The 22,338-nt window shown below is 68.6% G+C and carries 19 protein-coding genes and 1 pseudogene; 9 read left to right on the plus strand and 11 right to left on the minus strand.

Going from position 1 to position 22,338, the window contains the following annotated elements:
* Positions 1-63: 63 nt before the first annotated feature.
* The 3 genes from OG883_RS01185 to OG883_RS01195 all read right to left on the minus strand — a co-directional run bounded on the left by OG883_RS01185 (position 64) and on the right by OG883_RS01195 (position 3,379).
* Positions 64-1,473: a DUF2637 domain-containing protein gene (locus tag OG883_RS01185; protein WP_266533675.1), complete on the minus strand. Its 1,410-nt coding sequence runs from the start codon at positions 1,471-1,473 to the stop codon at positions 64-66.
* 120 nt (positions 1,474-1,593) lie between these two features.
* Positions 1,594-2,367, minus strand: a complete 774-nt coding sequence (locus tag OG883_RS01190) for a DUF3558 domain-containing protein (protein WP_266533676.1) — start codon at positions 2,365-2,367, stop codon at positions 1,594-1,596.
* 145 nt (positions 2,368-2,512) lie between these two features.
* Positions 2,513-3,379, minus strand: coding sequence for a DUF3558 domain-containing protein (locus OG883_RS01195; protein WP_266533679.1), 867 nt, complete (start codon positions 3,377-3,379; stop codon positions 2,513-2,515).
* Between the two features lie 163 nt (positions 3,380-3,542).
* Here OG883_RS01195 and OG883_RS01200 point away from each other — a divergent pair, with 163 nt between their 5' ends.
* The 3 genes and pseudogenes from OG883_RS01200 to OG883_RS01210 all read left to right on the plus strand — a co-directional run.
* Entirely contained in the window at positions 3,543-4,736 is a 1,194-nt protein-coding gene (locus OG883_RS01200; RefSeq protein ID WP_266533682.1) for an RtcB family protein, read from the plus strand.
* 94 nt (positions 4,737-4,830) lie between these two features.
* Entirely contained in the window at positions 4,831-5,460 is a 630-nt protein-coding gene (locus OG883_RS01205) for a hypothetical protein (protein WP_266533684.1), read from the plus strand.
* Positions 5,461-5,508: 48 nt separating this feature from the next.
* Positions 5,509-5,646: pseudogene (locus tag OG883_RS01210) on the plus strand (RtcB family protein); the annotation flags it as partial.
* A gap of 89 nt (positions 5,647-5,735) precedes the next feature.
* Here OG883_RS01210 and OG883_RS01215 read toward each other — a convergent pair.
* Positions 5,736-6,212 (minus strand): SAM-dependent methyltransferase, encoded by a 477-nt coding sequence (locus OG883_RS01215; protein WP_266533687.1) that lies wholly within the window; start codon positions 6,210-6,212, stop codon positions 5,736-5,738.
* 492 nt (positions 6,213-6,704) lie between these two features.
* The gene (locus OG883_RS01225) at positions 6,705-7,118 is read right to left on the minus strand and encodes an arsenate reductase ArsC (RefSeq protein WP_266533690.1); all 414 of its coding nucleotides are present in this window, start codon (positions 7,116-7,118) and stop codon (positions 6,705-6,707) included.
* Positions 7,119-7,210: 92 nt separating this feature from the next.
* Here OG883_RS01225 and OG883_RS01230 point away from each other — a divergent pair, with 92 nt between their 5' ends.
* The 3 genes from OG883_RS01230 to OG883_RS01240 all read left to right on the plus strand — a co-directional run bounded on the left by OG883_RS01230 (position 7,211) and on the right by OG883_RS01240 (position 10,299).
* Entirely contained in the window at positions 7,211-7,519 is a 309-nt protein-coding gene (locus OG883_RS01230; RefSeq protein WP_266533693.1) for a helix-turn-helix transcriptional regulator, read from the plus strand.
* The gene (gene arsB / locus OG883_RS01235; RefSeq protein ID WP_323180917.1) at positions 7,510-8,613 is read left to right on the plus strand and encodes an ACR3 family arsenite efflux transporter; all 1,104 of its coding nucleotides are present in this window, start codon (positions 7,510-7,512) and stop codon (positions 8,611-8,613) included. The genes OG883_RS01230 and arsB overlap by 10 nt, the downstream gene beginning before the upstream one ends.
* Before the next feature lie 207 nt (positions 8,614-8,820).
* The gene (locus OG883_RS01240; RefSeq protein ID WP_266533696.1) at positions 8,821-10,299 is read left to right on the plus strand and encodes an APC family permease; all 1,479 of its coding nucleotides are present in this window, start codon (positions 8,821-8,823) and stop codon (positions 10,297-10,299) included.
* Positions 10,300-10,368: 69 nt separating this feature from the next.
* Here OG883_RS01240 and OG883_RS01245 read toward each other — a convergent pair whose 3' ends face one another.
* Positions 10,369-11,718, minus strand: a complete 1,350-nt coding sequence (locus OG883_RS01245) for a hypothetical protein (RefSeq protein ID WP_266533698.1) — start codon at positions 11,716-11,718, stop codon at positions 10,369-10,371.
* Positions 11,719-12,128: 410 nt separating this feature from the next.
* Positions 12,129-13,529 carry a DUF2252 domain-containing protein gene (locus tag OG883_RS01250; RefSeq protein ID WP_266533701.1) on the minus strand — a complete coding sequence of 467 codons (1,401 nt, stop codon included), beginning with the start codon at positions 13,527-13,529 and terminating at the stop codon, positions 12,129-12,131.
* 715 nt (positions 13,530-14,244) lie between these two features.
* On the opposite strand from OG883_RS01250, the gene OG883_RS01255 reads away from it, so the two are divergent.
* A complete protein-coding gene (locus OG883_RS01255; RefSeq protein WP_266533703.1) occupies positions 14,245-15,090 on the plus strand; it encodes a DUF2637 domain-containing protein in 846 nt (281 codons plus the stop codon).
* 193 nt (positions 15,091-15,283) lie between these two features.
* Here the strand turns inward: OG883_RS01255 and OG883_RS01260 are convergent, their stop codons facing one another.
* From OG883_RS01260 to OG883_RS01275, 4 genes are all read right to left on the minus strand, one after another.
* Positions 15,284-16,804 carry a glycosyltransferase family 39 protein gene (locus OG883_RS01260; protein WP_266533706.1) on the minus strand — a complete coding sequence of 507 codons (1,521 nt, stop codon included), beginning with the start codon at positions 16,802-16,804 and terminating at the stop codon, positions 15,284-15,286.
* 9 nt (positions 16,805-16,813) lie between these two features.
* Positions 16,814-17,926, minus strand: a complete 1,113-nt coding sequence (locus OG883_RS01265) for a glycosyltransferase (protein WP_266533709.1) — start codon at positions 17,924-17,926, stop codon at positions 16,814-16,816.
* A gap of 1,726 nt (positions 17,927-19,652) precedes the next feature.
* A complete protein-coding gene (locus OG883_RS01270; RefSeq protein WP_266533712.1) occupies positions 19,653-20,417 on the minus strand; it encodes an SDR family NAD(P)-dependent oxidoreductase in 765 nt (254 codons plus the stop codon).
* A 70-nt stretch (positions 20,418-20,487) separates the two neighbouring features.
* Positions 20,488-20,823: a YnfA family protein gene (locus OG883_RS01275; RefSeq protein ID WP_266533715.1), complete on the minus strand. Its 336-nt coding sequence runs from the start codon at positions 20,821-20,823 to the stop codon at positions 20,488-20,490.
* A 233-nt stretch (positions 20,824-21,056) separates the two neighbouring features.
* Here OG883_RS01275 and OG883_RS01280 point away from each other — a divergent pair, with 233 nt between their 5' ends.
* Positions 21,057-21,539 (plus strand): hypothetical protein, encoded by a 483-nt coding sequence (locus OG883_RS01280; protein ID WP_266533718.1) that lies wholly within the window; start codon positions 21,057-21,059, stop codon positions 21,537-21,539.
* Between the two features lie 66 nt (positions 21,540-21,605).
* Positions 21,606-22,313: an AAA family ATPase gene (locus OG883_RS01285; protein ID WP_266533721.1), complete on the plus strand. Its 708-nt coding sequence runs from the start codon at positions 21,606-21,608 to the stop codon at positions 22,311-22,313.
* Positions 22,314-22,338 lie beyond the last annotated feature (25 nt).

A 22,338-nucleotide genomic window follows, 5' to 3' on the forward strand; every position in this document is an offset into this window, starting at 1 on the left:
CCTCGCTGATCCGCAGCGCCCTGTGGCCGGCACTGTTCAGGCAGCGGCCTGCGGCTGCGCCGGCTACGCGATGTGTTCCGCGTCCAGCTCGGTCTGGTAGCGGTAGCGGAAGTCCCGCAGGTAGCCCCTGAGTGAGCTCTCGCTCAGGGGGCCGCCCGTGCGGCCCGTGATGCCGTAGAGGTCCATCAGATAGAGGCCGAACTGGCGGGCGTTCGGGAAGTCGCCGTGCTCGCTCACGTACTTGCGGAAGGCGTTGAAGTACGCCTCCTCGCGGGAGAGATCGTCGGGCAGGCCCGTGGCCGGCAGTTCCTCGGCATCGGGGTCCAGGTGCTCCTCGGCAGGCAGCCCCGCGTCGGGCGCCTGCTCCGGGAACTGGGCCTCCGTGCGGGGGCCGGGGACAGTGCCGCCGAGCGGGCGGGTGCGGCCGGGGCCCGCGGGGACCCGTACCGCAGTGGGCTCCAGGCCCTCCACGTACGTCGGGTTGAAGGCGCTCTCGTAGGCTTCCTGCGGGACGTGCGGTGCCGCGAACCAGGGGCTCTCGTGGCTGCCCGGCCCCTCCTCGTACTGCTCGTACTCCTGGTACTCGTCGTGCTCCTGGGGCCAGTCCTGCGGACCGGGGGCCTGAGCCCGGGGCTCTGCCTGTTCCTGGCCCTGGTTCTGGCCCTGGTTCTGGCCCGGGTTCCCGTTCTGGTCCTGGCGCTCGTGCTGCGCTCGCGGCAGCTCGGGCTGTTGCTGCACCTGCTGCGGTACCTGCTGCTGCACCGGTGACGGCGGCAGCAGCGCCGGTTCGACACCCGCCGCCGCCAGTCCCGCGGGAGCCGTCTCGGCGAGCGGCACGCCGTACTTCGCCAGGCGCAGCGGCATCAGCGACTCCACCGGGGCCTTGCGTCTCCACGCCCGGCCGAAGCGGGCCTGCAGGCGCGCCTGGTAGATCAGCCGGTCCTGCTCCAGCTTGATGACCTGCTCATAGCTGCGCAGCTCCCACAGCTTCATCCGGCGCCACAGCCGGAACGTGGGTATGGGGGAGAGCAGCCAGCGGGTGAGCCGTACCCCCTCCATGTGCTTGTCCGCCGTGATGTCGGCGATCCGGCCCACCGCGTGCCGTGCCGCCTCGACCGAGACGACGAACAGCACGGGGATCACCGCGTGCATACCGACACCCAGCGGGTCCGGCCAGGACGCCGCGCCGTTGAAGGCGATGGTGGCCACGGTGAGCAGCCAGGCGGTCTGGCGCAGCAGCGGGAAGGGGATGCGCATCCACGTCAGGAGCAGGTCGAGCGCGAGCAGAACGCAGATGCCTGCGTCGATGCCGATCGGGAAGACGAGGGAGAACTCGCCGAAGCCCTTCTTCTCCGCGAGCTCGCGCACGGCGGCGTACGAGCCCGCGAAGCCGATCGCGGCGATGACCACCGCGCCTGCGACGACGACCCCGATGAGTATGCGGTGCGTGCGTGTGAGCTGCATCGCGGCCACCCGCGATCCCCTTCCCCGTTTTCGGATTCAGCGGGCACAGCCTGGCACATGTGTCCGGAGTCCGTCCCTCCGGGGAGGGACGGACTCTGTCGGGCTCCGCCAACAGGCCGGGGCCGGGACCTAGTTGTCCGCGGACTTCTCGGTGGACTTCTCGGTGGGCGACTCGGCGGTTTTGTCAGCAGCCTTGTTGGTCGTGGCGATCGAGGCCACCGCTTCCTTGGCGGCCTTCAGCGCGTCCTTCGTCAGGTCCCCGGCGGACGGGCTCTTCGCGCCCGCGTAGCCCGTGCCGTTGTAGGTGAGGGTGATGACGGCGTTCTCCGTACGCGTCACGACCGTCGCGTAGGTGAAGTCCTCGTCGGTCTTCTTCAGGTCGTAGTTGATGACCGTCGCCGACGCGCCGACGCCGGAGGCGGGCGAGGACTTCACGTTCTTGGCGCCGTCGGTGGCCTTCGCCTTGGCAATCTCCTGGGTGTAGCTCTTCTCGGCGCGCTGATCGCCGCTGAGGGCGAGGGTCGCCTCGGAGTCGTACCGGAGGAAGGAGACATCGAGCCAGCGGTACTGCGAGCCCTTCACGCCCTTGTCGTCCAGACCGTTCCAGGAGCAGCTGCCGCGGCTGGTGGAGTCCGTGGACTTGCCGGACGAGCCGGCCTTCGACTCCGGCACGAGGTCCTTGACCGTCTTCTCGGAGATCGACTTGCAGGGGTCGGGCAGGTCGGTGAACTTCGCGGGGGCGACGTTCGGCGACTTCTGCGCCTGGGGAGAGGCGGACGAGCCCGAGGCCTTCTTGCCGTCGGACGTGTTGTCGGAGTCCGACGAGCAGCCGGCGACGACGAGCATCACCGGGACGGCTGCACAGGCGAGAATGCGGGTGAGTCGCGAGGCTGAACGGTGCATGGTTCCTTCAGTCGGTTGTCGTCCGGTCCGGTGGGGTCGGGTCGGTTCGGGTCGGGTTCGGCGAGGCCACGGTACGCGGACACGCCGCGTCCGCGGGTGGGTCTGCGGATCCGTACGTGCGAGGCGCGGGAGCCTGCGAGCCTGCTCAGTCGTCGATCTGCTCGGCCAGTTTGCGGGCCAGACTCTGGGCCTTGTCCTGCAGTTCTTTGCTGTCCGGGACCTCGGTGATGCGGGCGGGCTGCTCGCCGTACTCGATGGTCACGACGACGTTCGATGTGCGGAACACCACGCTGACGGTGCGCTGCTGCGCGGTCGATCCGGACCGGCGGAGGATGTCGTCGAGGAACGCGGCGTCGCCGAGGTCGTCGAGCACGCGCGGTTCCAGGCCGTCGGGGGTCTCGGTGGCCGTGCCCCCCGTGTCCTCCGTGTCCTCGGTGGCCGGGGGCTTGGCGGTGGGGGCGGTGCCGGGGCCTGTGCCCGTGCCTGCGCCCGTGCCTGCGCCCGTGCCGGTCGCGGTCGGGGAGGAGGGGGGCGGGGACTGCTTGCCCCCGCCGCCCGGGGGCACGGTGGCGGCCGGCAGGGAGGAGGCGGCCTGCTTCTTCGTGAAGACCTCCTGCGCCCGGTCGTCGTCGCTCACGACTGTGTCGTACGAGACAACGCGCTCGAAGTCCACCCTGAGCTGGTGGGAGGCGTCCGGGGCGACGGCCTTCCAGCTGCAGCCGCCGCGGCGGTCGGTGTCGTAGGTGACGTCGGCGGTGCCGCGGTACACCTTCTGCTGCTGCTCCTCGGGCAGCTCGGCGGCGCCGGGCAGCAGATCCTTGAGGGTCGAGAGCTCGATGGAGCCGCAGGGCTCGGGGAGGTTGCGGTACTTGCCGGGGGGCGCGGCGGACGTCGTGGCTTGGCCGGGCTTGTCGACGGTGGCGGAGCCCTCGGTGCCGCTGCCGGCGGTGCAGCCGGTGACGAGCGCCGCGAGGAGCGCCGCCAGGCCGGGTACGTACGCCTTTCGTTGCACGGTCCCAGGCTCCCTTCGTGAGGAAAAGCGGTTGCCGCCCGAAGGCGGCCGGTGGACACAATGTGTATCGCACGCGCTGCCGTGGATGCCGGTCCGTTGAGTCTTTTACGGGTTTTGGCTCCGGCTTTTGCGCTATGAGACTCAGCGGGGGAATTGAGGGGTTATGTCGTATGTAGAGGTGCCGGGCGCGAAGGTCCCGATCCGGATGTGGACCGACCCTTCGTCGGTCGAGGATGTCGCCATGCGGCAGCTGCAGAACGTCGCCACCCTGCCGTGGATCAAGGGCCTCGCGGTGATGCCGGACGTCCACTACGGCAAGGGCGCGACGGTCGGCTCGGTGATCGCGATGCATGGTGCGGTCTGCCCGGCGGCGGTCGGGGTCGACATCGGCTGCGGAATGTCCGCCGTGAAGACCTCGCTGACCGCGAACGACCTTCCGGGTGATCTTTCCCGGCTCCGTTCGAAGATCGAGCAGGCGATCCCGGTCGGCCGGGGGATGCACGACGACCCGGTGGACCCGGGCGGGCTGCAGAGCTTCCCGACGGCGGGGTGGGGCGACTTCTGGAGCCGGTTCGACGGGGTGGCCGATGCGGTCAAATTCCGTCAGGAGCGGGCGACGAAGCAGATGGGGTCACTCGGAAGCGGAAACCACTTCATCGAGTTCTGCCTCGACGAGTCGGGCGCGGTCTGGCTGATGCTCCACTCCGGCTCCCGGAACATCGGCAAGGAGCTCGCCGAGCACCACATGGGCGTGGCGCAGAAGCTGTCGCACAACCAGGGACTGGTCGACCGGGATCTGGCTGTGTTCATTGCGGACACCCCGGAGATGACGGCGTACCGGAACGACCTCTTCTGGGCGCAGGAGTACGCGAAGTACAACCGCGCGATCATGATGGGGCTCTTCCAGGACGTGGTCCGCAAGGAGTTCAAGAAGGCCAGGGTCACCTTCGAGTCGGTCATCTCCTGCCACCACAACTACGTGTCGGAGGAGCGGTACGAAGGCATGGACCTGCTGGTCACCCGTAAGGGCGCGATCCGGGCCGGCAGCGGGGACTTCGGGATCATCCCGGGGTCGATGGGCACCGGCTCGTACATTGTGAAGGGGCTGGGGAACGAGAAGTCGTTCAACTCGGCGTCGCACGGCGCGGGCCGGAGGATGAGCCGTAACGCGGCGAAGCGGCGCTTCTCGACGCGGGACCTGGAGGAGCAGACGCGGGGTGTGGAGTGCCGTAAGGACTCCGGCGTCGTGGATGAGATCCCGGGGGCGTACAAGCCGATCGAGAAGGTCATCGACCAGCAGCGGGATCTGGTCGAGGTCGTAGCGAAGCTGAAGCAGGTCGTGTGCGTGAAGGGCTGAAGTCGCCCGCTGTCGAGGGGCCGTGGACCGCGCACAGTGTGCGTCGTCCGCGGCTTCTTTCTTGTGGAGTGGTTCACCGGCAGGGGGTCTTGGGATGGGTACGGACATCAATGGGTTCGTCGAGTTCAGGGCAGGGCGTGCCGACATGGGGGAGCGAGACGTGGTCTGGCGGGCCGCTGTCGACCTGGACCGCCTCAACGACACCCGGAACTATGACGCGTTCGGCTGTCTCTTCGGGGTGCGCAACTTCGCCAACTTCCGGCCGCTGGCCGCCGAGCGTGGCAGGCCCGTCGATGCGTCGGAGGAGGTCCGGGCCGAACTGGACCGGCTCGCCCTGTGGCCGGACCAGTTGTACGGCACCACGTGGATCACCTGGGCGGAGCTGAAGGCGGTCGACTGGGATGAGCCGGCCGAGCGGCCGGACAGCCGCATCCATCAGTACCGGCAGACCCCCGACGGGCGCAGATTTGTCGGGAAAGCCGGCTGGGACGCCCGATTCGCGCAGGCGCTCAACCTGTCACAGCGTCCGTCCGACCCGCGGCCGACCTGGCCCGAGGGGACGGAATGGCTCATCGGCGACACTCTCTACAGGTCCGAGACACTCCGCCGTCGGGACGCGGTCGGGGAGGACGGCGAGTGGAAGCCGGTCTGGGACGCGATGGAAAAGCTCGCCTCGCAGCACGGCGACGATCATGTGCGACTGGTCGTCTGGTTCGACGACTGAATGGGCCCGGGGTTTTTGTTGTGAGCTTGGTGTCAGCCCCTGGTGGCAAAGGGGGCCATCAGTGCGGGCTCGGGGGAGTGGGGGCTCATCCCCGGTTCCATGGGTACGGAGTCGTACATCGTCCGCGGTCTGGGGAACGAGAAGTCGTTCAACTCGGCGTCGCACGGGGCCGACCGGAGGATGACGTGGTGAAACCGTCTTCGCGACACACACCCTCGATCACATCGATCACCCCCTGGCTCCGTTGCCTTGCGGCGCAGTGCCTGGGGCCGTCGTTACTGCTGGGTCCTGGTCCAGTAGTCCGCGAGCATTTCGCGCGGCCAGCTAGGCTCCCGCACCTCTCCTCGCGGTCCCAATTCCTCGAAGTACGGTGCCAGGTCATAGATCGGCGAGCCGTCGATGGCGTCGAGATCTGCGACGTGGAGGTCAAGGCCGTCGACCTTGAGCAAGCGGGGGAAAGACTCGGCCAGTTGGTTCGGTCGGCGGTGGTTGCGGTGCACGAAGGTGCCTGTGGCAGGCCACTTGGGGTTGTTGCGTGGGCTGCGGGCGTGCAGGGCGACGTCGTCGGGTGATGCTTTGTGGAAGTGCCAGACGACGAGGAGGTGTGAGAACTCCTCAAGGCCCTGCACCACTTCGACCGGGTACTCGGGGTTGAGGCGGATGATGGCCGTCTCGCCCCAGTGGTCGTCCGTTGGCTCTGTGTGCCCGCCCACCACGATGCCGATGGGCTTGATCTCCAGCGACTGCGTCATGAGCTTCCCCTCGTCCCGTGGCGTGACGCCGATCAATCTAGAGCAACCGCTACCAGCCTTGGCCTGACGCCGTTTCAAGACGCCCTGCTCGTGCGCCCCCGCCAGCAGGGAAGGGGGCTCAGACCCCCGTAGTAGTCCCGGCCGTCCGCTGCCCCCGCGGCGGATGGCCGGGGCTCTTCCGCGCCCGCGCGGCATACAGACAGCTGAGACCGGACTGCCTCTGCGCCTGGACAGCATGAGGGGGCGTACAAGCCGATCGGGAAGGGCATCGACCAGCAGAAGGACCTGGTGCAGGTGGTGGCGAAGCTCAAGCAGGCCATCTGCGCGAAGGGCTGACTTCCAGCACACCACGTGAACGAGGGGCCCCGGACTCACAGCAGTCCGGGGCCCCTCGTCACCGCATCGCTCATGGATGGGCCGCAGACGGTCAACAGGGCGGCGGTGCAGCGGCGGGGCCGGAGTCGACGACGTTGCGCACGTTGGTGGAGACGCTCACTTGGCGGTCTCTGCGTCGATCTCGGTGATGAGTCCCTCGACGAGCTCCTTGATCTCGTCGCGGATCGGGCGGACGGCTTCGATGCCCTGGCCGGCCGGGTCTTCCAGCGTCCAGTCGAGATAGCGCTTGCCGGGGAAGACGGGGCAGGTGTCGCCGCAGCCCATGGTGATGCAGACGTCCGAGGCCTTGACCGCATCGACGGTGAGAATCTTGGGGGTCTCGGCCGTGATGTCGATGCCGACCTCGCGCATCGCCGCGACGGCGGCGGGGTTGACCTGTTCGGCAGGGGCGGAGCCGGCGGAGCGGACCTCGATCCGGTCGCCAGCCAGGTGGCTGAGCCAGCCGGCGGCCATCTGGGAGCGGCCGGCGTTGTGGACACAAACGAACAGAACAGACGGCTTCTCGGACATCAGGAGGTCTCTCTTGGTCTCGCGACGAATCAGGCACACGTGACATCAGTACCCGGTGGTGTCAGTCACCACTGATGTGAAAGTATCAGTTCATGATGACGTCAGTCGACACTGACCTGATCCGGGTGCTGGCCGACCCGCTCAGGCTTCAGATCGTTACCCTGCTCGCCCGCGAGACGCTCTGCACCACGCACCTGGTCGAGGAGACCGGCGCGCGGCAGACGAACCTCTCCAACCACCTGCGCGTCCTGCGCGAGGCAGGGGTGGTGGACACCGAACCGTGCGGGCGCTTCACGTACTACAAACTCCGCCCGGACGTCATCGCCCACCTCGCAGGCCAGTTCACCGCCCTGGCTGAGTCCGCCCGCAGTGCTGCCGAGAACAAGAGGGCCTGTCCGTGACCCCCACTGAACCGACCACCGCCGCACCTCCGCAGAGCGGCGAGGAGGCCTCGGTCGTGGCCAAACTGTCCACCCTCGACCGGTTTCTCGCCGTGTGGATCGTCCTCGCGATGGGCCTCGGGCTCGGACTCGGTCGACTCGTGCCCGGTCTCAACGACGCTCTGGCGAAGGTGGAGATCGGCGGTATCTCGCTGCCCATCGCGGTCGGTTTGCTGGTCATGATGTATCCGGTTCTGGCGAAGGTCCGCTACGACAAGCTCGACGCCGTCACCGGCGACAAGAAGCTGATGGTGTCGTCGCTGGTCATCAACTGGGTGCTCGGCCCGGCCATCATGTTCGCGCTGGCGTGGATCTTCCTGGCGGATCTGCCCGAGTACCGCACCGGCCTGATCATCGTCGGCCTTGCCCGCTGCATCGCCATGGTCATCATCTGGAACGACCTGGCATGCGGCGACCGTGAAGCCGCTGCTCTGCTGGTTGCGCTCAACTCGGTGTTCCAGGTCATTGCGTTCGGTCTGCTGGGCTGGCTCTACCTCGATCTGCTGCCCGGCTGGCTCGGTCTCGGCGACGGTGAGAAGATCGACATCTCCATGTGGAAGATCGCGCTGAACGTCGTCATCTTCCTAGGCGTCCCGCTGCTGGCAGGCTTCCTGACCCGCCGTTTGGGCGAGAAGAAGATGGGGCGCGAGTCCTACGAGGCGAAGTTCCTGCCGAGGATCGGGCCTTGGGCGCTTTACGGCCTGCTGTTCACGATCGTCATCCTCTTCGCCCTGCAGGGGAAGACGATCACCTCGCAGCCACTGGATGTGGCCCGCATCGCGCTGCCGCTGCTCGTCTACTTCGCTCTCACATGGTTCGGCACCTTCGCCCTCGGCAAGGCCATCGGCCTGAACTACGACCGCACCGCCACACTCGCCTTCACAGCCGCGGGCAACAACTTCGAACTGGCCATCGCGGTCGCGATCGCCACCTTCGGCGTCACCTCGGGCCAAGCGCTTTCTGGTGTCGTCGGACCGTTGATCGAGGTCCCGGTTCTGGTCGCTCTCGTCTATGTCTCTCTGGCCTGGCGCAAGAAGTTCACGGCCCACAGTTGAGTCCATGAACCAATCGCATGCAGGCGGTGGTGCGACCAGGACAGAGCAGCAGCATGTCGCGGCCGGGTTCCGTAGGGCTTCGTGCGGACCGATCTCGCAGGTGCATAAATCTCGCAACCGTGTCGTATCCGGAAAAACGCCACGCGGTCGATGAGGATGTGGCGCTGGTCGTGAATTCCACATGAGTGTGGGCGGTCGACGGCCTCGATGGAAGGTGCGGTGGCTGAGGTGGCGAAAGCTTCGACGGGTGCACAGGACAGCGATACTTCCGTCGAGCTCGGGGGCTACCAGCAGGAGCTGAAACGGACGCTCGGCTCCTTCCAGGTGTTCGCGATCTCGTTCGCTTTCATCTCGGTGGCGGTCGGCATCTTCGCGACGTTCGACGAAGTGCTGCTGACCGCGGGGCCGGTCGGGATCTGGCTCTGGGTGATCGCGGCGGTGGGGCAGACCCTGGTGGCGTTGGTGGTGGCGCAGTTCGCGGCCCGCATCCCGCTGAGTGGCTCCTCCTACCAATGGGCCTCGCGGCTGGCCAACCCGAAGATCGGCTGGGGGTTCGGCTGGCTGGCCTTCTGCTACCTGGCTATCGGCGTGGTGGCGGTCGACAATGCGCTGGCGAGCCAGGCGTTCATGCCACTCTTCGACATCGCGCCGGACGAGGGCACTGCGCGTCTGATCACCCTTGTGGTGCTGTTCATCCAGACCGTGCTCGCCGTGGCGTCCACGCGCATCGTCAGCATGATCAACATGGCGGCGGTGGGGCTCGAACTGGCGCTCGTCGTGGTGGTGGCGATCGCGCTCATCATCGCTGTGGTGGTCACGGGCGACGGTGCAGCCGGCAACCTCACCTCGCGTGGTGTCACCGAGAACGCCCCCGACTACTTCGCTGTCGGCGGCGGGTTGATGCTCGCGATGATCATGGGTCTCGCCACCCTCGTCGGCTTCGACTCCGCGGCGAACCTGGCCGAGGAGGCCAAGGATCCCTTCCGCACCGTTCCGCGCGCGATCGTGGGATCGGTCGTGGCGGCCGGGCTCCTGGGAATGCTGTTTCTGATCACGCTCACCATCGCGATCGACGATGTCCCCCGGATCAGCGCCGACGGGTCACCGGTCGCGGCGATCATGCGTGTTCACCTCGGTTCGGTGATGGAGAGGGTGCTGCTGGTCGCGATCACGATCGCGTTCTTCGGCGCCGGGATCGTGGTGATGGTCGCGTGCGCGCGGCTTGTCTTCGCGATGTCGCGCGACTCGCGCTTCCCTGCCCACCAGCTGATGAGGCGGGTCAACCCGCGTACCCGGACACCGATCCCGGCGACGATCCTGATCTTCGTCCTGGGAGCCGTCCTGATGGTCGCGCTGCCGGGGGCCGCACTGCTGGAGCTGATCACGGCATCGACGATCCTCCCGGCGATCAGCTACGGCTCGACGATCGTCCTCTACCTGGCAGTGCGCGGACGGCTGGATCGCAAGAAGGGCGCGTTCGACCTCGGGCGCTTCGAACTGCCGGTCGCGATCTGCGCGCTGGTGTGGACGCTCATCGCGCTGTTTGTGCTGGTGACGCCCCGGGAGGCGCTCGTCTCCGTGGTGATCGTGGTCGGCTTGCTCCTCGCGGGCGGGCTGTTCTTCCTCGTCATGCTGAAATTCGACCGCCAGGCGCTGGAGACCGAGCCCGGAGACGCGACCCTTTGACCGAAAGGTGACCGACGAAGCCGCAGGGGCGGCGCCGTGGGTGAGTACGGCCATGCAACGCCGACCCGCTCACGACCCCGGCGGAACGCCGGCCGCCGGTGCGTGTTCGCCCTCCCCGCTGTCCGCGAGGAACTCCACCAGTGCCATCACCAGGAGCCAGACCAGTGCGATGCCGACGATGACCCAGGCTGTCGGGTAGCTCCACAGGATGAACGCCAATACGGCCAGGACGACCAGGACCCAGGTGATCCACTTGCGGTGGCGCCGGATGAACGGTCCGACCGGACCGGTGCGCATACCCGCGCGGTCGGCGGTGGAACGGACGGCGCCGATGCCGGAGTGCCACGACTGCCGTACGAACTTCGCCGGGCGGCCGGGACCGCTCAGCCAAGCCGCCAGGGCGATGACCACGCCGAGCGTCACCGTCATGCGGACCGTGGTGCGCAGGTAGCGCGTGAGCGTGTCGTAGACGGACTCGGCCGCGGGCTGCGACACGCTGTCGGGCAGCTCGTTCAGGTACACCACGCGGAAGACGGTCAGGCCCCCGCCGAGCAGCAGCATGGCGAAGGCGAAGGCGAGCGCGGCGACCACGAGAACGCGTCGGCGGTGCGCGGACAGCAGGACGCCGGCGGCGATGAGCACCACGGACAGCACGGGCAGCCAGAACCCGGCGATCTGCAGGATCCGGAAGTACGTCTTGACCTTGCCGATGTTGTCGGCGCGCAGCACCGTGAAGTCGGTGTGCACTTCGGGGATTTTTGCGGCCACCGTCATTCCGTCGTCGACAAGGCGCTGTTTGACCTGGTCGACGACCGGGCCGAGATCGACGGTCACCGAGTCGTTGTTGATCTTCACGGCGCCGCCGCCGCTGCCTGTCAGGGCCTTTTCGACGGCTGCGTGGATCCGGCGGTTGGCCTGGATCCAGATGTTGCTGAAGGTCTCGGAGGCGATGATCTCCTCCGACTTGTCGTGGACGAAGCTGCGGACGGCGTTCTCCAGCGAGTTGCCGAGTTTGCCGAGCACCTTCTCCAGGCGCGGGCGGTCCGCGGGTGCCACGTCCTCCAGCAGGGCCGACAGGTCGATGTGTTCCATCACCGCGTTGGTGACCCGGTTCGCGGCGGCGTTCTGGATGTCGGGGTCGGAGGCGAGCGGGGCGACCGTGTTGACGTAGCGGTCCGTGTTGCCCACCTCGTCCGCCGTCCAGGCGGCGACACCGGCCAGCGGGGCGAGGATGCAGCCGATGACGATGAGCAGCGCGGAGAAGAAGGCCCGCCACCGGTGATGGGGAGCCCGGGCCTTTTTGCCCGTCTCCAGCGCGGCGATGCGTGCCCGTAGCTGCTCCAGCTGGGGGCGTTCGCCGTCGGCGCTCGAAGCTTCGGAACGTTCCCCGCCGGGGCCCGCTGATCCGTCGTCCGGCATGGCGCGACCTCCCGTGTAGCTGTGGGTTCGATGCCAGCAGACCCCGGAGCGCGGCCGTGCGCGAGCGCTCGGCGACCGTAAGGGTGAACAGCAGTGTGGGCGTGTGGGCGCCCAGTGGGACGGCGGCGCGTCAGGGCGGTGCCCGCCGATGCCCTGCCGGACGGCCGTCAGTGCCGTGGCACGGCGGACCGGGTCGGCGAACTCCCGCCCGGCGGCTTCCGTCAGCTCCGCCGCCGCGCGGCGCCCACCACGGCAGGCCGGTCGCACCCGGCTACCAGGCACCGCTCCGCTTCAGCGGCTCGCTCCACAGCGTGACCGTCGACCTGTCGGGCGAACTCATCGTCGACGTGGACAGCGAGATGCGTTTTCGCATGGCCCGTCAGTGAACCTGCGCTTGGAGCTGCGGCGGATCAGGCGGCCTCGGCGGCGACCCGGCCGGTGCGTACGGCGTCGGTGAGGGCCTGGTGGTCGCGTTCGTTCTGGTCGGCGTAGCGTTCGGCGAAGACGGTGAGTGCGCGGTCGAAGGCATCGCCGCGGCCGAGGTAGGCGGCGATCTCGATGCGGTCTCCGGAGCGGGCGTGGGCGCGGGCGAGAGTGGAGCCGCAGAGTTCGCCGAAGACGCGCATGCCCCGGGGGTCCATGAGCTGGGGTTCGGCGATGCCTTTCCAGTCCCGCAACTGGCGGACGTAGAAGTCGCGTTGGCGTCCGTCGATACCGGTGACACGTTCCCAGCCGAGGAAGATGTCGCTTGCGGCCTGCATCAGGCGCTGCCCGGAGACGACCCGTTCCCCCTGGTTGTCGTAGGCGCTCTTCCCCACGTACTCGGCCAGCACCGACCGGTCGGCTTCCTTGGCTTGCAGCAGTAGCGGATCCTGGTCGTCCCTGCCGAGCAGCAGAATGATCCAGCAGCGTGTGCCGACGCTGCCCACTCCGACGACCTTGCGAGCCATGTCGACGATCCGGTACTGCCGGAGCAGGTGGCGGCGGTCGGACGGCAGGGTGCGGCCGTACCGCTCGATCAGCTCGCGGAGCTGTGCCTCCAGCGACTCGCGCTCGACGCCCGGCAGCAGGTCCTGGAGCGGCACGATCAGTGGCGGGTCGGGGGCGATCCTGCGCCGGCCGTCGACCACCCGCGTGAGTTTCTCGAAGGCCTGGAGGCCGTCGCGGGTGCGGGCCTTCGCCATGGCCCGCTGGGTGCGCTGACGGCCCCGCGCGCTCAGCTTCTGGTCCGCCAGGCTCTGCACCATGTCCCTGTCGGCCTGGGTGTACCAGACGGCGAGGTTGCCCAGGCCGGCGAAGCGGCGCATCTCTTCGCGGTACGACCGCACGGTGGCGCGTACGACGGAGGCCCGTTCGCCGTCCGTGTAGCCGTTCTCGCGTCCGGCGATGGCCAGGCTGGCGGCCAGCCTCTTGACGTCCCACTCCCACGGGCCGGGCAGGGTCTCGTCGAAGTCGTTGATGTCGAAGACCAGTTTCCGCTCGGGCGAGGCGAGCAGCCGGAAGTTCAGCAGATGCGCGTCCCCGCACAGCTGCGCGGTCATTCCTGTGCGGGGGGTGTCGGCCAGATCGCCGGCCATGATGGCAGCGGCGCCGCGGTAGAAGCGGAAGGGGGACTCCAGCATCCGGCCGTAGCGGATGGGCACCAGCTCCGGCAACCGGGCGGCCGACTGTGCCCCGATGATGTCCACGGGGTCCGGCCGCATCGCCGAGGGCTCGTACTCCGCGTGAGAGGAGCGCGGCGCACGAGCCCGCGCGGCCCGTCCCCGCGCGGCCCGTTCCTCCGGGGGGCTCCAACTGACCTGGTCGGGCATGACTCCACCTCCTGGACGGAGCGGCCCGCTGGGGCATCTGGCCCCCCTTCCGGGCACTGCTCCCAGCCCTTCCCACCGTTCCACACCCTGCCCCGGAGGGCATGTCGGTCGCCCGCACCCGGCACAGCCGGCTCTTCGATTCCGTCCGGCCGGACGAGATCGTCGTGGCGGCAGTCCGGAAAAGCGATTTTCCGGTGTTCGGGTGAGCTGGATCGACACGGCGGAACGCCCGGTCTTCTTGTCCGACTTCGGTATCCGCGGAGGGGTGCGCAGTTCGTCATACGAGCCGCCGATGGCATATTGAGTAAATCGCTCTTGCAGCGCAAAATACACCCGGTTGCCGCGCACCAGGGTTAATGTCGGAGTCGTTGTGGGGGAGTGACGAAAACACAGTCCCCACCCGCGGTTCCCGCATGGCGCATGGCCGGCACTCACGCGGCTTGGCTGGGAAATTGGGCCTTTTCCCCCGCCTCGGCGGAGTGCGCACAGGGGGGAAACGCGACGCTCCACTATAAGGACCAGCGAATCGAGCTGAAGTACTCCTCCTCGACGCTGGCGGATTTTCTGACGGTGATCAACCAGATCGAGGCCGAGTTCTACCGGCGGTCGAGCGCAGGGCACCCGTCGTACGCCACGCACGGTGACGAACGGACGGGGCAAAGCGTCCATGTATGACGAGTACGGCTCGTACGTTCCAGCGGCTGGACACCCCGACTTGACCGGCCGTGCCGCGTGGGGGGACCCGTATCTCTCCTCCCCCGAGGACTCGCTGGGTGGTTATCAGACGATCGCACCCCTGGCCCCGTCGGCCCTTGACGAGTCGTGGGATCCGGCACTGGAACTGCAGCAACTGCTGCAGACCGCTGAAGGACATGAATTCGGCACCGTCGCTGCCGACCCGGACGACGACACACTCGCACGGTCGAACCGAACCACCGCCCCTGTGGCACCGCCGCCCGTGTATCGCGGCCACCGGCGGCAGGCCCGCGCGCCGAAGGCCGGGGTCACTCTGATGCAGACGACGAGCATCTTTCTTGCCGCGCTGGGCGCTGTCATCGTCTCCATGGTCAGTGTGTTCGGAGGCATGGTTGCCCTGGACCCCCTCCGGCGCATCGCCGCACCGCATATCGCCCAAGGTCTGGTCAGTTGGTGGCCGCTTCTGGTCTACGGACCCTGGTTGGTTGCATCCCTCGCCATCCTGCGCGCTTCCCTCCATCAACGCCGTGTCGTGCACTCCTGGTTCGTCGTACTTGTTTTCTCCACCCTCACCACCCTGTTGTGTGTGGCTCAGGCTCCGCGGACGATCACCGGCACGGCAGCGGCTGCGCTCCCTTCCCTCGCGGCCCTTGCCTGCTTCCAGCAGCTGGTCCGCCAGATCACCTTGACCAGGCCGCCTCGCCAGGCTGCCGCGCGCCACCGCACCGCCTCACCCTCTTCCGCTCGGCGCTCGTCCCACGAGCAGGCAGAGAAGGGGGCGCGCACGCAGAGCTCACCGCTCTCGTCCCCCAGGGTCGTCCCTCAGGAACGAGCACCTCTGAGAAACGCGGGCCCACGCCAGTAGCCCGGCGTGACGCAGTGGCGTCTCTCCATGCGCCGCGCGGGAGCGGTGCCGGAAGATGAGGCGTATCGACGCGTCCGCCCCGGACCGGGAGTGGTCCGGGGCGTTCTGCCGTTCCGTCGTTCCGTCGTTCCGTCGTTCAGCGTTGTGTCGTTGTGTCGCTGTGTTGCGGGTCGGTGGGAGAGGCCGCCGGGGCCTATCGGGTGCGCTGCAGCAGCGCGACCGTCAGGCCGGTCAGGCGCTCGGTCCCGGTCGCCGTGTAGCGCGAGCGCAAGGCCTCGGCCTGGGCGGCGGGCAGCGCCTCCAGCGGATCCCCTTCACTGCCGCCCACCACCAGCCAGATCCGCTGCTCGTCCTTCACACAGGCGGCCGGGTCCTGGCACTCCGACGGCCACAGGTCGTGCCGGTCGGCGGCCGACTCGGCCAGGAAGACATCGCGCGGCTGGAGGTCGTCCGGAAGGTAGAAGCGGACACCTACGTCGAGCATGCGCCAGTAGTCGGGCCCGCGGTCGTAGACCACTGCGTCCCCGGGCCGGTGGAACTTCTGGATGGTCCGTGCCGCGCCCTGGTAGTCGAGGCCTTGCCAGAAGTGCCCGTACGGCTTCCGCAGCACCTGCTGCTCGGGCAGGGTGAGCAGCCCGAGAACCACCAGCGCCGCCGCCACCATCGCCCGGGATCGCACAGCGGTCAGACCGGCGCCGGCCAGTACTGCCCACGCGGGCAGGGTGAACAGCAGGTACCGGTAGAAGAAGTACGAGACGTCTCCGTGCGAGACCGTCCAGAGGGCCAATGGAGGCAGCACCGCCAGCGCAGTGGCGAACAGGGCGGCGTCGCGGCGCTCTCCCCACGCCAGCACGGCCAGCGTCGTCACCGCCCCGGCCACCAGGGCGGAGGCGTACAGCTGCGGCCAGAAGGTGAGCAGGCTCCACATCTCCGGCTGGGGGATCCAGGAGATCTGCCGGGCGGCCTGCTCCCTGCCCAGCAGGACCACCGGGGCAGCGCAGGCCACGCCGGTCAGGGCCGCGAGGCAGAAACGCCACGCGATCAGACGCTCGGACCGGGCCCGCAGGATCACCGCGACCAGATGCCCGGCCAGGGCGGTCAGCGCCACCAGGTGCAGCAGGCCGACGGCTCCCACGCACACGGCGTAGCCGGTCCAGCGCCACCAGCTGGTGGGGCGGTCCATGGCCCGGAGCAGCAACAGGGTGGACAGGGCGACCGCCAGGACCACCAGGGCGTAGGGGCGGGCCTCGTGGCCGTACCGGCTCACCACCGGAATGAGAGCGAAGAGCAGGCCGCCGGCCAGCCCGGCGCGGCGGCCGAACAACCGCTGCCCGATCAGCGCCACACAGGCGGCGGTGCCGGCCATCGCCAGTGCCGAAGGCATGCGTACGGCCGTGGCGGAATCCCCGAAGACCCCCATCCACGCGTGGAGGAACAGGTAGTACGTACCGAGCACCGCGTCCACCCGCTGCACCGCGGCCAACAGCTGGTCGGTACTGCGGGCAGCCATGTCCCAGCTGTTCAGCTCGTCCTCCCACAGCTGGGGACGGCCGATCTGGTACATCGTCAGCGCCAGGGTGGCCAGCGCCGGCCACAGCCATACGCTGCGCAGCACCCCCTTGAAGCCCTGCTGTGCGCCCGGCGCCTGCACCGTGTCGGCGCTCCCGGCGGGTGGCGTCCGGTCCTGGGCCGAAGAAGGGGAGAGAAGTGCCATGTCGAACGCCTAACCTTGTGGCGGCTGCCCGACGCTCAGCGTCTCGGCCGTCTGGGCTCCGGTGGTCGGCTCGGGAATCGCGGCAAGGCGCTGCGCGGCGAATTCACGGTTACTGAGTGTTTGCTTGCGATAGGCGTCGGGCACGTCGGGCATCGCCAGCAGCCGGTCGCACGCCTGGAGGGAGCCGGCGTGGTCGCCGACCCAGTAGGCAGTGATCGAGAACTCGAACAGCAGCCCCCAGCGGTACACCCACGGCTGGATGAACAGAATGTCGTCCGGCTGCTCCTGGTCGAGCCCGGCGCAGAGGATCGCGTGTGCGGAATGATGGCGGCCCATTCTGCGCAGCCGTGACGCCAGTTCGTAACAGGCTTCGAGCCGTCGCGGACGCGACTCCCAGGCGCGTGAGAAGGCGTCCATGGCGGCCGGCCAGTCGTCGTCGGAGCCGGCCTTGAGGATCCCGACCTGCAACAGCGCGTAGTACACCTCTTCGGGCCACCCGCCCATGCGCGCGCGGAGCTCGTAGTAGGTGATCGCCTCGCTCGTTCTGCCCATGTCGCGCATGGTCTGTGCCAGGTAGAAGACCGTGCGCGCATTGGCGGGGTCGCGCTTGTGCTCGGCGCTCAGCAGGCGCGCGTCCCGCTCGAACTTGTCGTGTCGTGAGCCGCCGTCGGCGAAGTCCTGGATGACGAGTGCGTCGAGATTCTCCTGGGCGTGGTGCCCGTCGGAGGTGAGGTACTCGTGGGTGACGCCCTCGTAGCGCCAGGCGATGTCACCCCGGACCAGGCGTTTGATGCGGTACTCGGTCGCGCCCTCGTGCCGCAGCATGTACGACTCGGCGGTCAGATCGGGCAGGGGGTCGTCCCGTCGGATCACATGGTCGGCGTCGAGAAGGAGCAGGTAGTCGGCCTTGCCGTGGGCGTAGCCGATGTTCAGGGAGCGGTTGTGGCCGAAGTTGACCCAGGGCTCTTCGCGAAGCTCGCCCGGGATGCCGTCGAGTGCCGTACGGATCAGCTGCTGAGTGCCGTCGGTCGAGCCGGTGTCGGAGATCACCCAGTAGTCCACCAGGTCACGAACGGACGCGAGACATCGTTCGATGACCTTCGCCTCGTTCTTGACGATCATGCATAGGCAGATTGACGGCTTCACGGCATCACCATTTCCGGTGGTTCGGTCCGGGCGACCTTATGCACCGGGCCCGGCCGCTCAATGACGGCACGCCGACGGCTGATTCAGAGTTCGCTGCTGCGCACGCACCCATTCGGGCATCGCTAGTAGGCCAATCTGTTGATACGTCATTCAGCCCCTCAAGGCGTTGCAGCCGCGATCCGATGTTCCCAAGAGAAGTTCGAACTCGTATCCGGAGCGTCACTCGATCCGGTTGAAGAAGAAGGAGCAGTGAATGAGTCCTGAACACAGGACCAGGTCATCTCTGGGCCCGCTTCCCAGACGACGTGCTTGGCTCACCGGCGGCGCCATAGCCTCGCTCGCTCTCGTGCTTACCGGGATAGCGAGTCCCGGTATTGGCGCGGCGCAGAGCATGCGGGGGCCCTCCGGCGTGAGCGTGGCAGTCCCGTCGGACGGGGATGAGTGCAGGGAGTCGGCGGATCAGGAGGAGGAAGGCCGGCCGCAGGAGGAGGAAGGCTCGTCCCGCGAGGATGGCCGGCCGCAGGAGGAGGAAGGCTCGTCCCGCGAGGAAGGTCGACCGCAGGAGGAGGAAAGCTCGTCCCGCGAGGAAGGTCGACCGCAGGAGGAGGAAAGCTCGTCCCGCGAGGATGGCCGACCGCAGCGCGAGGAAGGCCGGCGTCAGCGGCACGAGGATGGCCTGCTGCAGCGGCACGCGGAAGGTCAGTCGCCGCTCACACGGGCGGACGACGACAAGTGCAAGAAGGTGGGACCCACCGGTCCCACTGGTCCCACGGGTGACACCGGGCCTACGGGTCCCACGGGTGACACCGGTCCGCAGGGCGACACGGGCGATACCGGGCCCACGGGTGACACCGGTCCGCAGGGCGACACGGGCGATACCGGGCCCACGGGTGACACCGGTCCGCAGGGCGACACGGGCGATACCGGGCCTACGGGTGACACCGGTCCCGCGGGTGCTACCGGTGACACCGGGCCTACGGGTGACACCGGTCCGCAGGGCGACACCGGGCCTACGGGTGACACCGGTCCGGCGGGTGCCACGGGTGACACCGGGCCTACGGGTGACACCGGACCTACGGGTCCTACGGGTGACACCGGTCCCGCGGGTGCTACCGGCGACACCGGGCCTACGGGTGACACCGGTCCCACTGGTCCTACGGGTGACACCGGTCCGGCGGGTGCCACGGGTGACACCGGTCCGACCGGGGCCACAGGTGCCACCGGCGCTACGGGTGCCACTGGGCCGTGCATCGACATCGACTCGTACTCTCCCTCGACCTCGGATGAGTACAGCGCCGCACTCATCGGTGGGATTGCGTACGCCGGTGAGTCGACCCCAGGAGGTAACCCCACCTGGACGGACCTCAGCAACGGCGACAACCCGGGTTACCCCGAAAGTGTCTGTGCCGTCGCCATCTCGTCTCAAGGGGAAGACGCGTGGGTCAAGGTGGTGACCACGTTTGGGACCGTGCACCAGACGCACGGTGACCTGGACGGCGGTGGCTTCGTCTGGGATGAAGGCTGGACGGCGCTGTCAACACCGGTTCCGGGTTCCCTGCGAGCGAAGGGCTTCAAGGGCGATATGGCTGCCGGCGGTGTCCGGAACGTTCTCCCGAAGGGCTTGAAGCGCTCCTGACCCTGTCGGGATCGTGACGACGTGTGCTGTGCCCGTTCTTTGTTCTGGGCACAGCACACGTTCGTTTCAGAGCTCGCGGTGGACCTTGGAGTTGGAGGCCTGGGCGCGGGGGCGGACCACCAGCAGGTCGATGTTGACGTGGGGCGGGCGGGTGACCGCCCAGGTGATCGTGTCCGCCACGTCGTCGGCGGTGAGCGGCTCGGCCACGCCCGCGTAGACCTTGGCGGCCTTCTCCTCGTCGCCGCGGAAGCGGGTGGTGGCGAACTCGTCGGTCCTGACCATGCCGGGGGCGACCTCGATCACGCGGACCGGGGTGCCGACGATCTCCAGACGGAGGGTCTCGGCGAGGACGCGGGCGCCGTTCTTGGCGGCGACATAGCCGGCGCCGCCCTCGTAGGTGGCGTGGCCGGCGGTGGAGGAGAGGATCACGACCGTGCCGTCGCCGCTCGCGGTGAGGGCCGGGAGCAGGGCCTGGGTGGCGTGGAGGGTGCCGAGGACGTTGACCTCGTACATCTGGCGCCAGTCGGCGGGGTCACCGGTGGCGACGGGGTCCGCGCCGATTGCGCCGCCTGCGTTGTTCACGAGAACGTCGCAGCGGTCGAGGGACGCGGCGAAGGTGTCGACCGCAGGGCGGTCGGTGACATCGAGGGCGTACGCGGTGGCCCGGCGGCCCGCGGCGGTGAGCTCGGCGGCGAGCGCCTCGACGCGGTCCTTGCGGCGGGCGGTGAGGACGACGTGGTAGCCGGCGGCCGCGAGTTGCCGTGCGGTGGCCGCACCGATGCCGCTGCTGGCTCCGGTGATGACGGCGATGGGGGTGCCGGCGTCGGTCATGTCTCGTTACTCCTCGCGCGTGTGATCGATATGCGGCCAGGATAGGGCGCCGCCGCTGCGGCGAGCGGCGTCAGCGGGCGCGCGGGGCGTACATGATCAGGGCCATGCCCACCAGGCAGACCAGCGCGCCGATCACGTCCCAGCGGTCGGGGCGGTAGCCGTCGGCGACCATGCCCCAGGCGATCGAGCCCGCCACGAAGACTCCGCCGTACGCGGCGAGGATGCGGCCGAACTCGCCTTCCGGCTGGAGCGTGGCGACGAATCCGTACGCGCCGAGGGCGATGACGCCCGCGCCGATCCAGATCCAGCCGCGGTGTTCCCTGAGCCCCTGCCAGACGAGCCAGGCGCCGCCGATCTCGAAGAGCGCGGCGAGGAGAAAGAGGGCGGCGGAACGGGCGACGAGCATGAGGAACAGCGTGTCATGCAGGCAGCGGGGAACGCGCCGGAGCCGAGACGTGCCCGAGCCGAGACGTGCCCGAGCCGAGACGTGCCCGAGCCGAGACGTGCCCGAGCCGAGACGTGCCCGAGCCGAGACGTGCCCGAGCCGAGACGTGCCCGAGCCGAGACGCGCCGGAGCCGAGACGCGCCGGAACTGATGGACAATCAGTAACAATCGCGAAGTATCGGTATCTTCGGACTATGTGTCCGAAGCGTAAGGCGTTGTGGGCGGTGTCCGCCGCGGTGGTCATGGTGGTCGGCCTGGGAGCGAGTGCGGGTGCGGGCGACCGGGCGATCGCGCCGGAGGCGGATGTGGCGCATCACGGCCATGTCTCGCTGGCGAGTGGGCGGCTCGGGGTCCTGCTTGCGAGCGAGAGCCATGGTCCTGCCGATCTCTCGAACGCGACCGTACGGCTGGCGTTCTCGGTGCAGTTGGCCGGTGCTCAGGCGTTGCCGGCCGGGTGCCTGTGGGGCGGGGACCGGGAGGTGCTCTGCTCGACGGGTGTGCTGCGGGCGGGTGGGGCCGGGCGGCGGATCGCGCTCGACCTGAGGGCGGTGGGCCTGCCGGAGGAAGCGGTGGTGAAGATCGACACGCTGTGGAACGGCGGTGCGACCGACCGCAACCCGGAGAACAGCACGCACCGGGTGCTGGCGCCGGACACCGGGGACCCGTACGCCTTCTGAGTGGCTGCCGTTCAGGGGGAGGCCTGTGTCCGGGCGGCTGTCAGAGGGGTGGGCGACACTGGGTGGATGATTGTCGAACGTGCGTACGCCCATCTCTCCTCGTACGACGAGGGCGAGTGGCCCTGGTCGGTGCCGTGCGTCCGGCAGCTCCTCGACGAGGGGCTGCGCTTCACCGCGCCCGTGACCTTCCTCGTCGGAGAGAACGGCTCGGGGAAGTCGACCCTGGTCGAGGCCCTGGCGGAGGGGTTCGGGCTGGACTCGTACGGCGGCTCCCACGACTGGCGGTATGCCTCGCACCGCGGCAAGTCGGTCCTCGGCGAGCGTGTCCGCTTCGACGCGGCGCCCCGGGGGCGCCGGATGGTCACCAGCTGGTCGGCGCGCAAGGGCTTCTTCCTGCGGGCGGAGACTGCGTTGGACGCCCTGGACCGGGAGGGTTTCGCGCCGGATTCGGTCAGCCATGGCGAAGGCTTTCTCGCGGCGTTCCGGGGGAAGTTCATGCAGGCAGGCCTCTATGTGATGGACGAGCCCGAGGCTGCACTCTCCTTCTCCTCCTGCCTGGAACTGATCGGCCATATCGACCAGTTGGTGAAGAAGGGCGGACAGGTCATCTGCGCCACGCACTCCCCGCTGCTGACCGCGCTGCCCGGCGCGGACATCGTCGAGGTCGGTGAGCACGGCATGCGGCGGGTGGAGTGGGGGGAGCTGGGCGTCGTCGACCACTGGCGCCGGTATCTCGCCGATCCGCAGGCCTACCTGCGCCATATCGTCGACTAGCGCCTGCGCGCCTGCGCCGTACAAT

It is taken from the genome of Streptomyces sp. NBC_01142 (assembly GCF_026341125.1).
Taxonomy (GTDB): domain Bacteria; phylum Actinomycetota; class Actinomycetes; order Streptomycetales; family Streptomycetaceae; genus Streptomyces.

What these genes read in the sequence shown, in the direction of transcription:
- OG883_RS01190 (WP_266533676.1), bottom strand. Translation starts at nt 2,367, where the DNA reads ATGCACCGTTCAGCCTCGCGACTCACCCGCATTCTCGCCTGTGCAGCC.
- OG883_RS01200 (WP_266533682.1), top strand. Translation starts at nt 3,543, where the DNA reads ATGTCGTATGTAGAGGTGCCGGGCGCGAAGGTCCCGATCCGGATGTGG.
- OG883_RS01205 (WP_266533684.1), top strand. Translation starts at nt 4,831, where the DNA reads ATGGGTACGGACATCAATGGGTTCGTCGAGTTCAGGGCAGGGCGTGCC.
- OG883_RS01215 (WP_266533687.1), bottom strand. Translation starts at nt 6,212, where the DNA reads ATGACGCAGTCGCTGGAGATCAAGCCCATCGGCATCGTGGTGGGCGGG.
- OG883_RS01225 (WP_266533690.1), bottom strand. Translation starts at nt 7,118, where the DNA reads ATGTCCGAGAAGCCGTCTGTTCTGTTCGTTTGTGTCCACAACGCCGGC.
- OG883_RS01230 (WP_266533693.1), top strand. Translation starts at nt 7,211, where the DNA reads ATGATGACGTCAGTCGACACTGACCTGATCCGGGTGCTGGCCGACCCG.
- OG883_RS01240 (WP_266533696.1), top strand. Translation starts at nt 8,821, where the DNA reads ATGGAAGGTGCGGTGGCTGAGGTGGCGAAAGCTTCGACGGGTGCACAG.
- OG883_RS01245 (WP_266533698.1), bottom strand. Translation starts at nt 11,718, where the DNA reads ATGCCGGACGACGGATCAGCGGGCCCCGGCGGGGAACGTTCCGAAGCT.
- OG883_RS01250 (WP_266533701.1), bottom strand. Translation starts at nt 13,529, where the DNA reads ATGCCCGACCAGGTCAGTTGGAGCCCCCCGGAGGAACGGGCCGCGCGG.
- OG883_RS01260 (WP_266533706.1), bottom strand. Translation starts at nt 16,804, where the DNA reads ATGGCACTTCTCTCCCCTTCTTCGGCCCAGGACCGGACGCCACCCGCC.
- OG883_RS01265 (WP_266533709.1), bottom strand. Translation starts at nt 17,926, where the DNA reads ATGATCGTCAAGAACGAGGCGAAGGTCATCGAACGATGTCTCGCGTCC.
- OG883_RS01270 (WP_266533712.1), bottom strand. Translation starts at nt 20,417, where the DNA reads ATGACCGACGCCGGCACCCCCATCGCCGTCATCACCGGAGCCAGCAGC.
- OG883_RS01275 (WP_266533715.1), bottom strand. Translation starts at nt 20,823, where the DNA reads ATGCTCGTCGCCCGTTCCGCCGCCCTCTTTCTCCTCGCCGCGCTCTTC.
- OG883_RS01280 (WP_266533718.1), top strand. Translation starts at nt 21,057, where the DNA reads ATGTGTCCGAAGCGTAAGGCGTTGTGGGCGGTGTCCGCCGCGGTGGTC.
- OG883_RS01285 (WP_266533721.1), top strand. Translation starts at nt 21,606, where the DNA reads ATGATTGTCGAACGTGCGTACGCCCATCTCTCCTCGTACGACGAGGGC.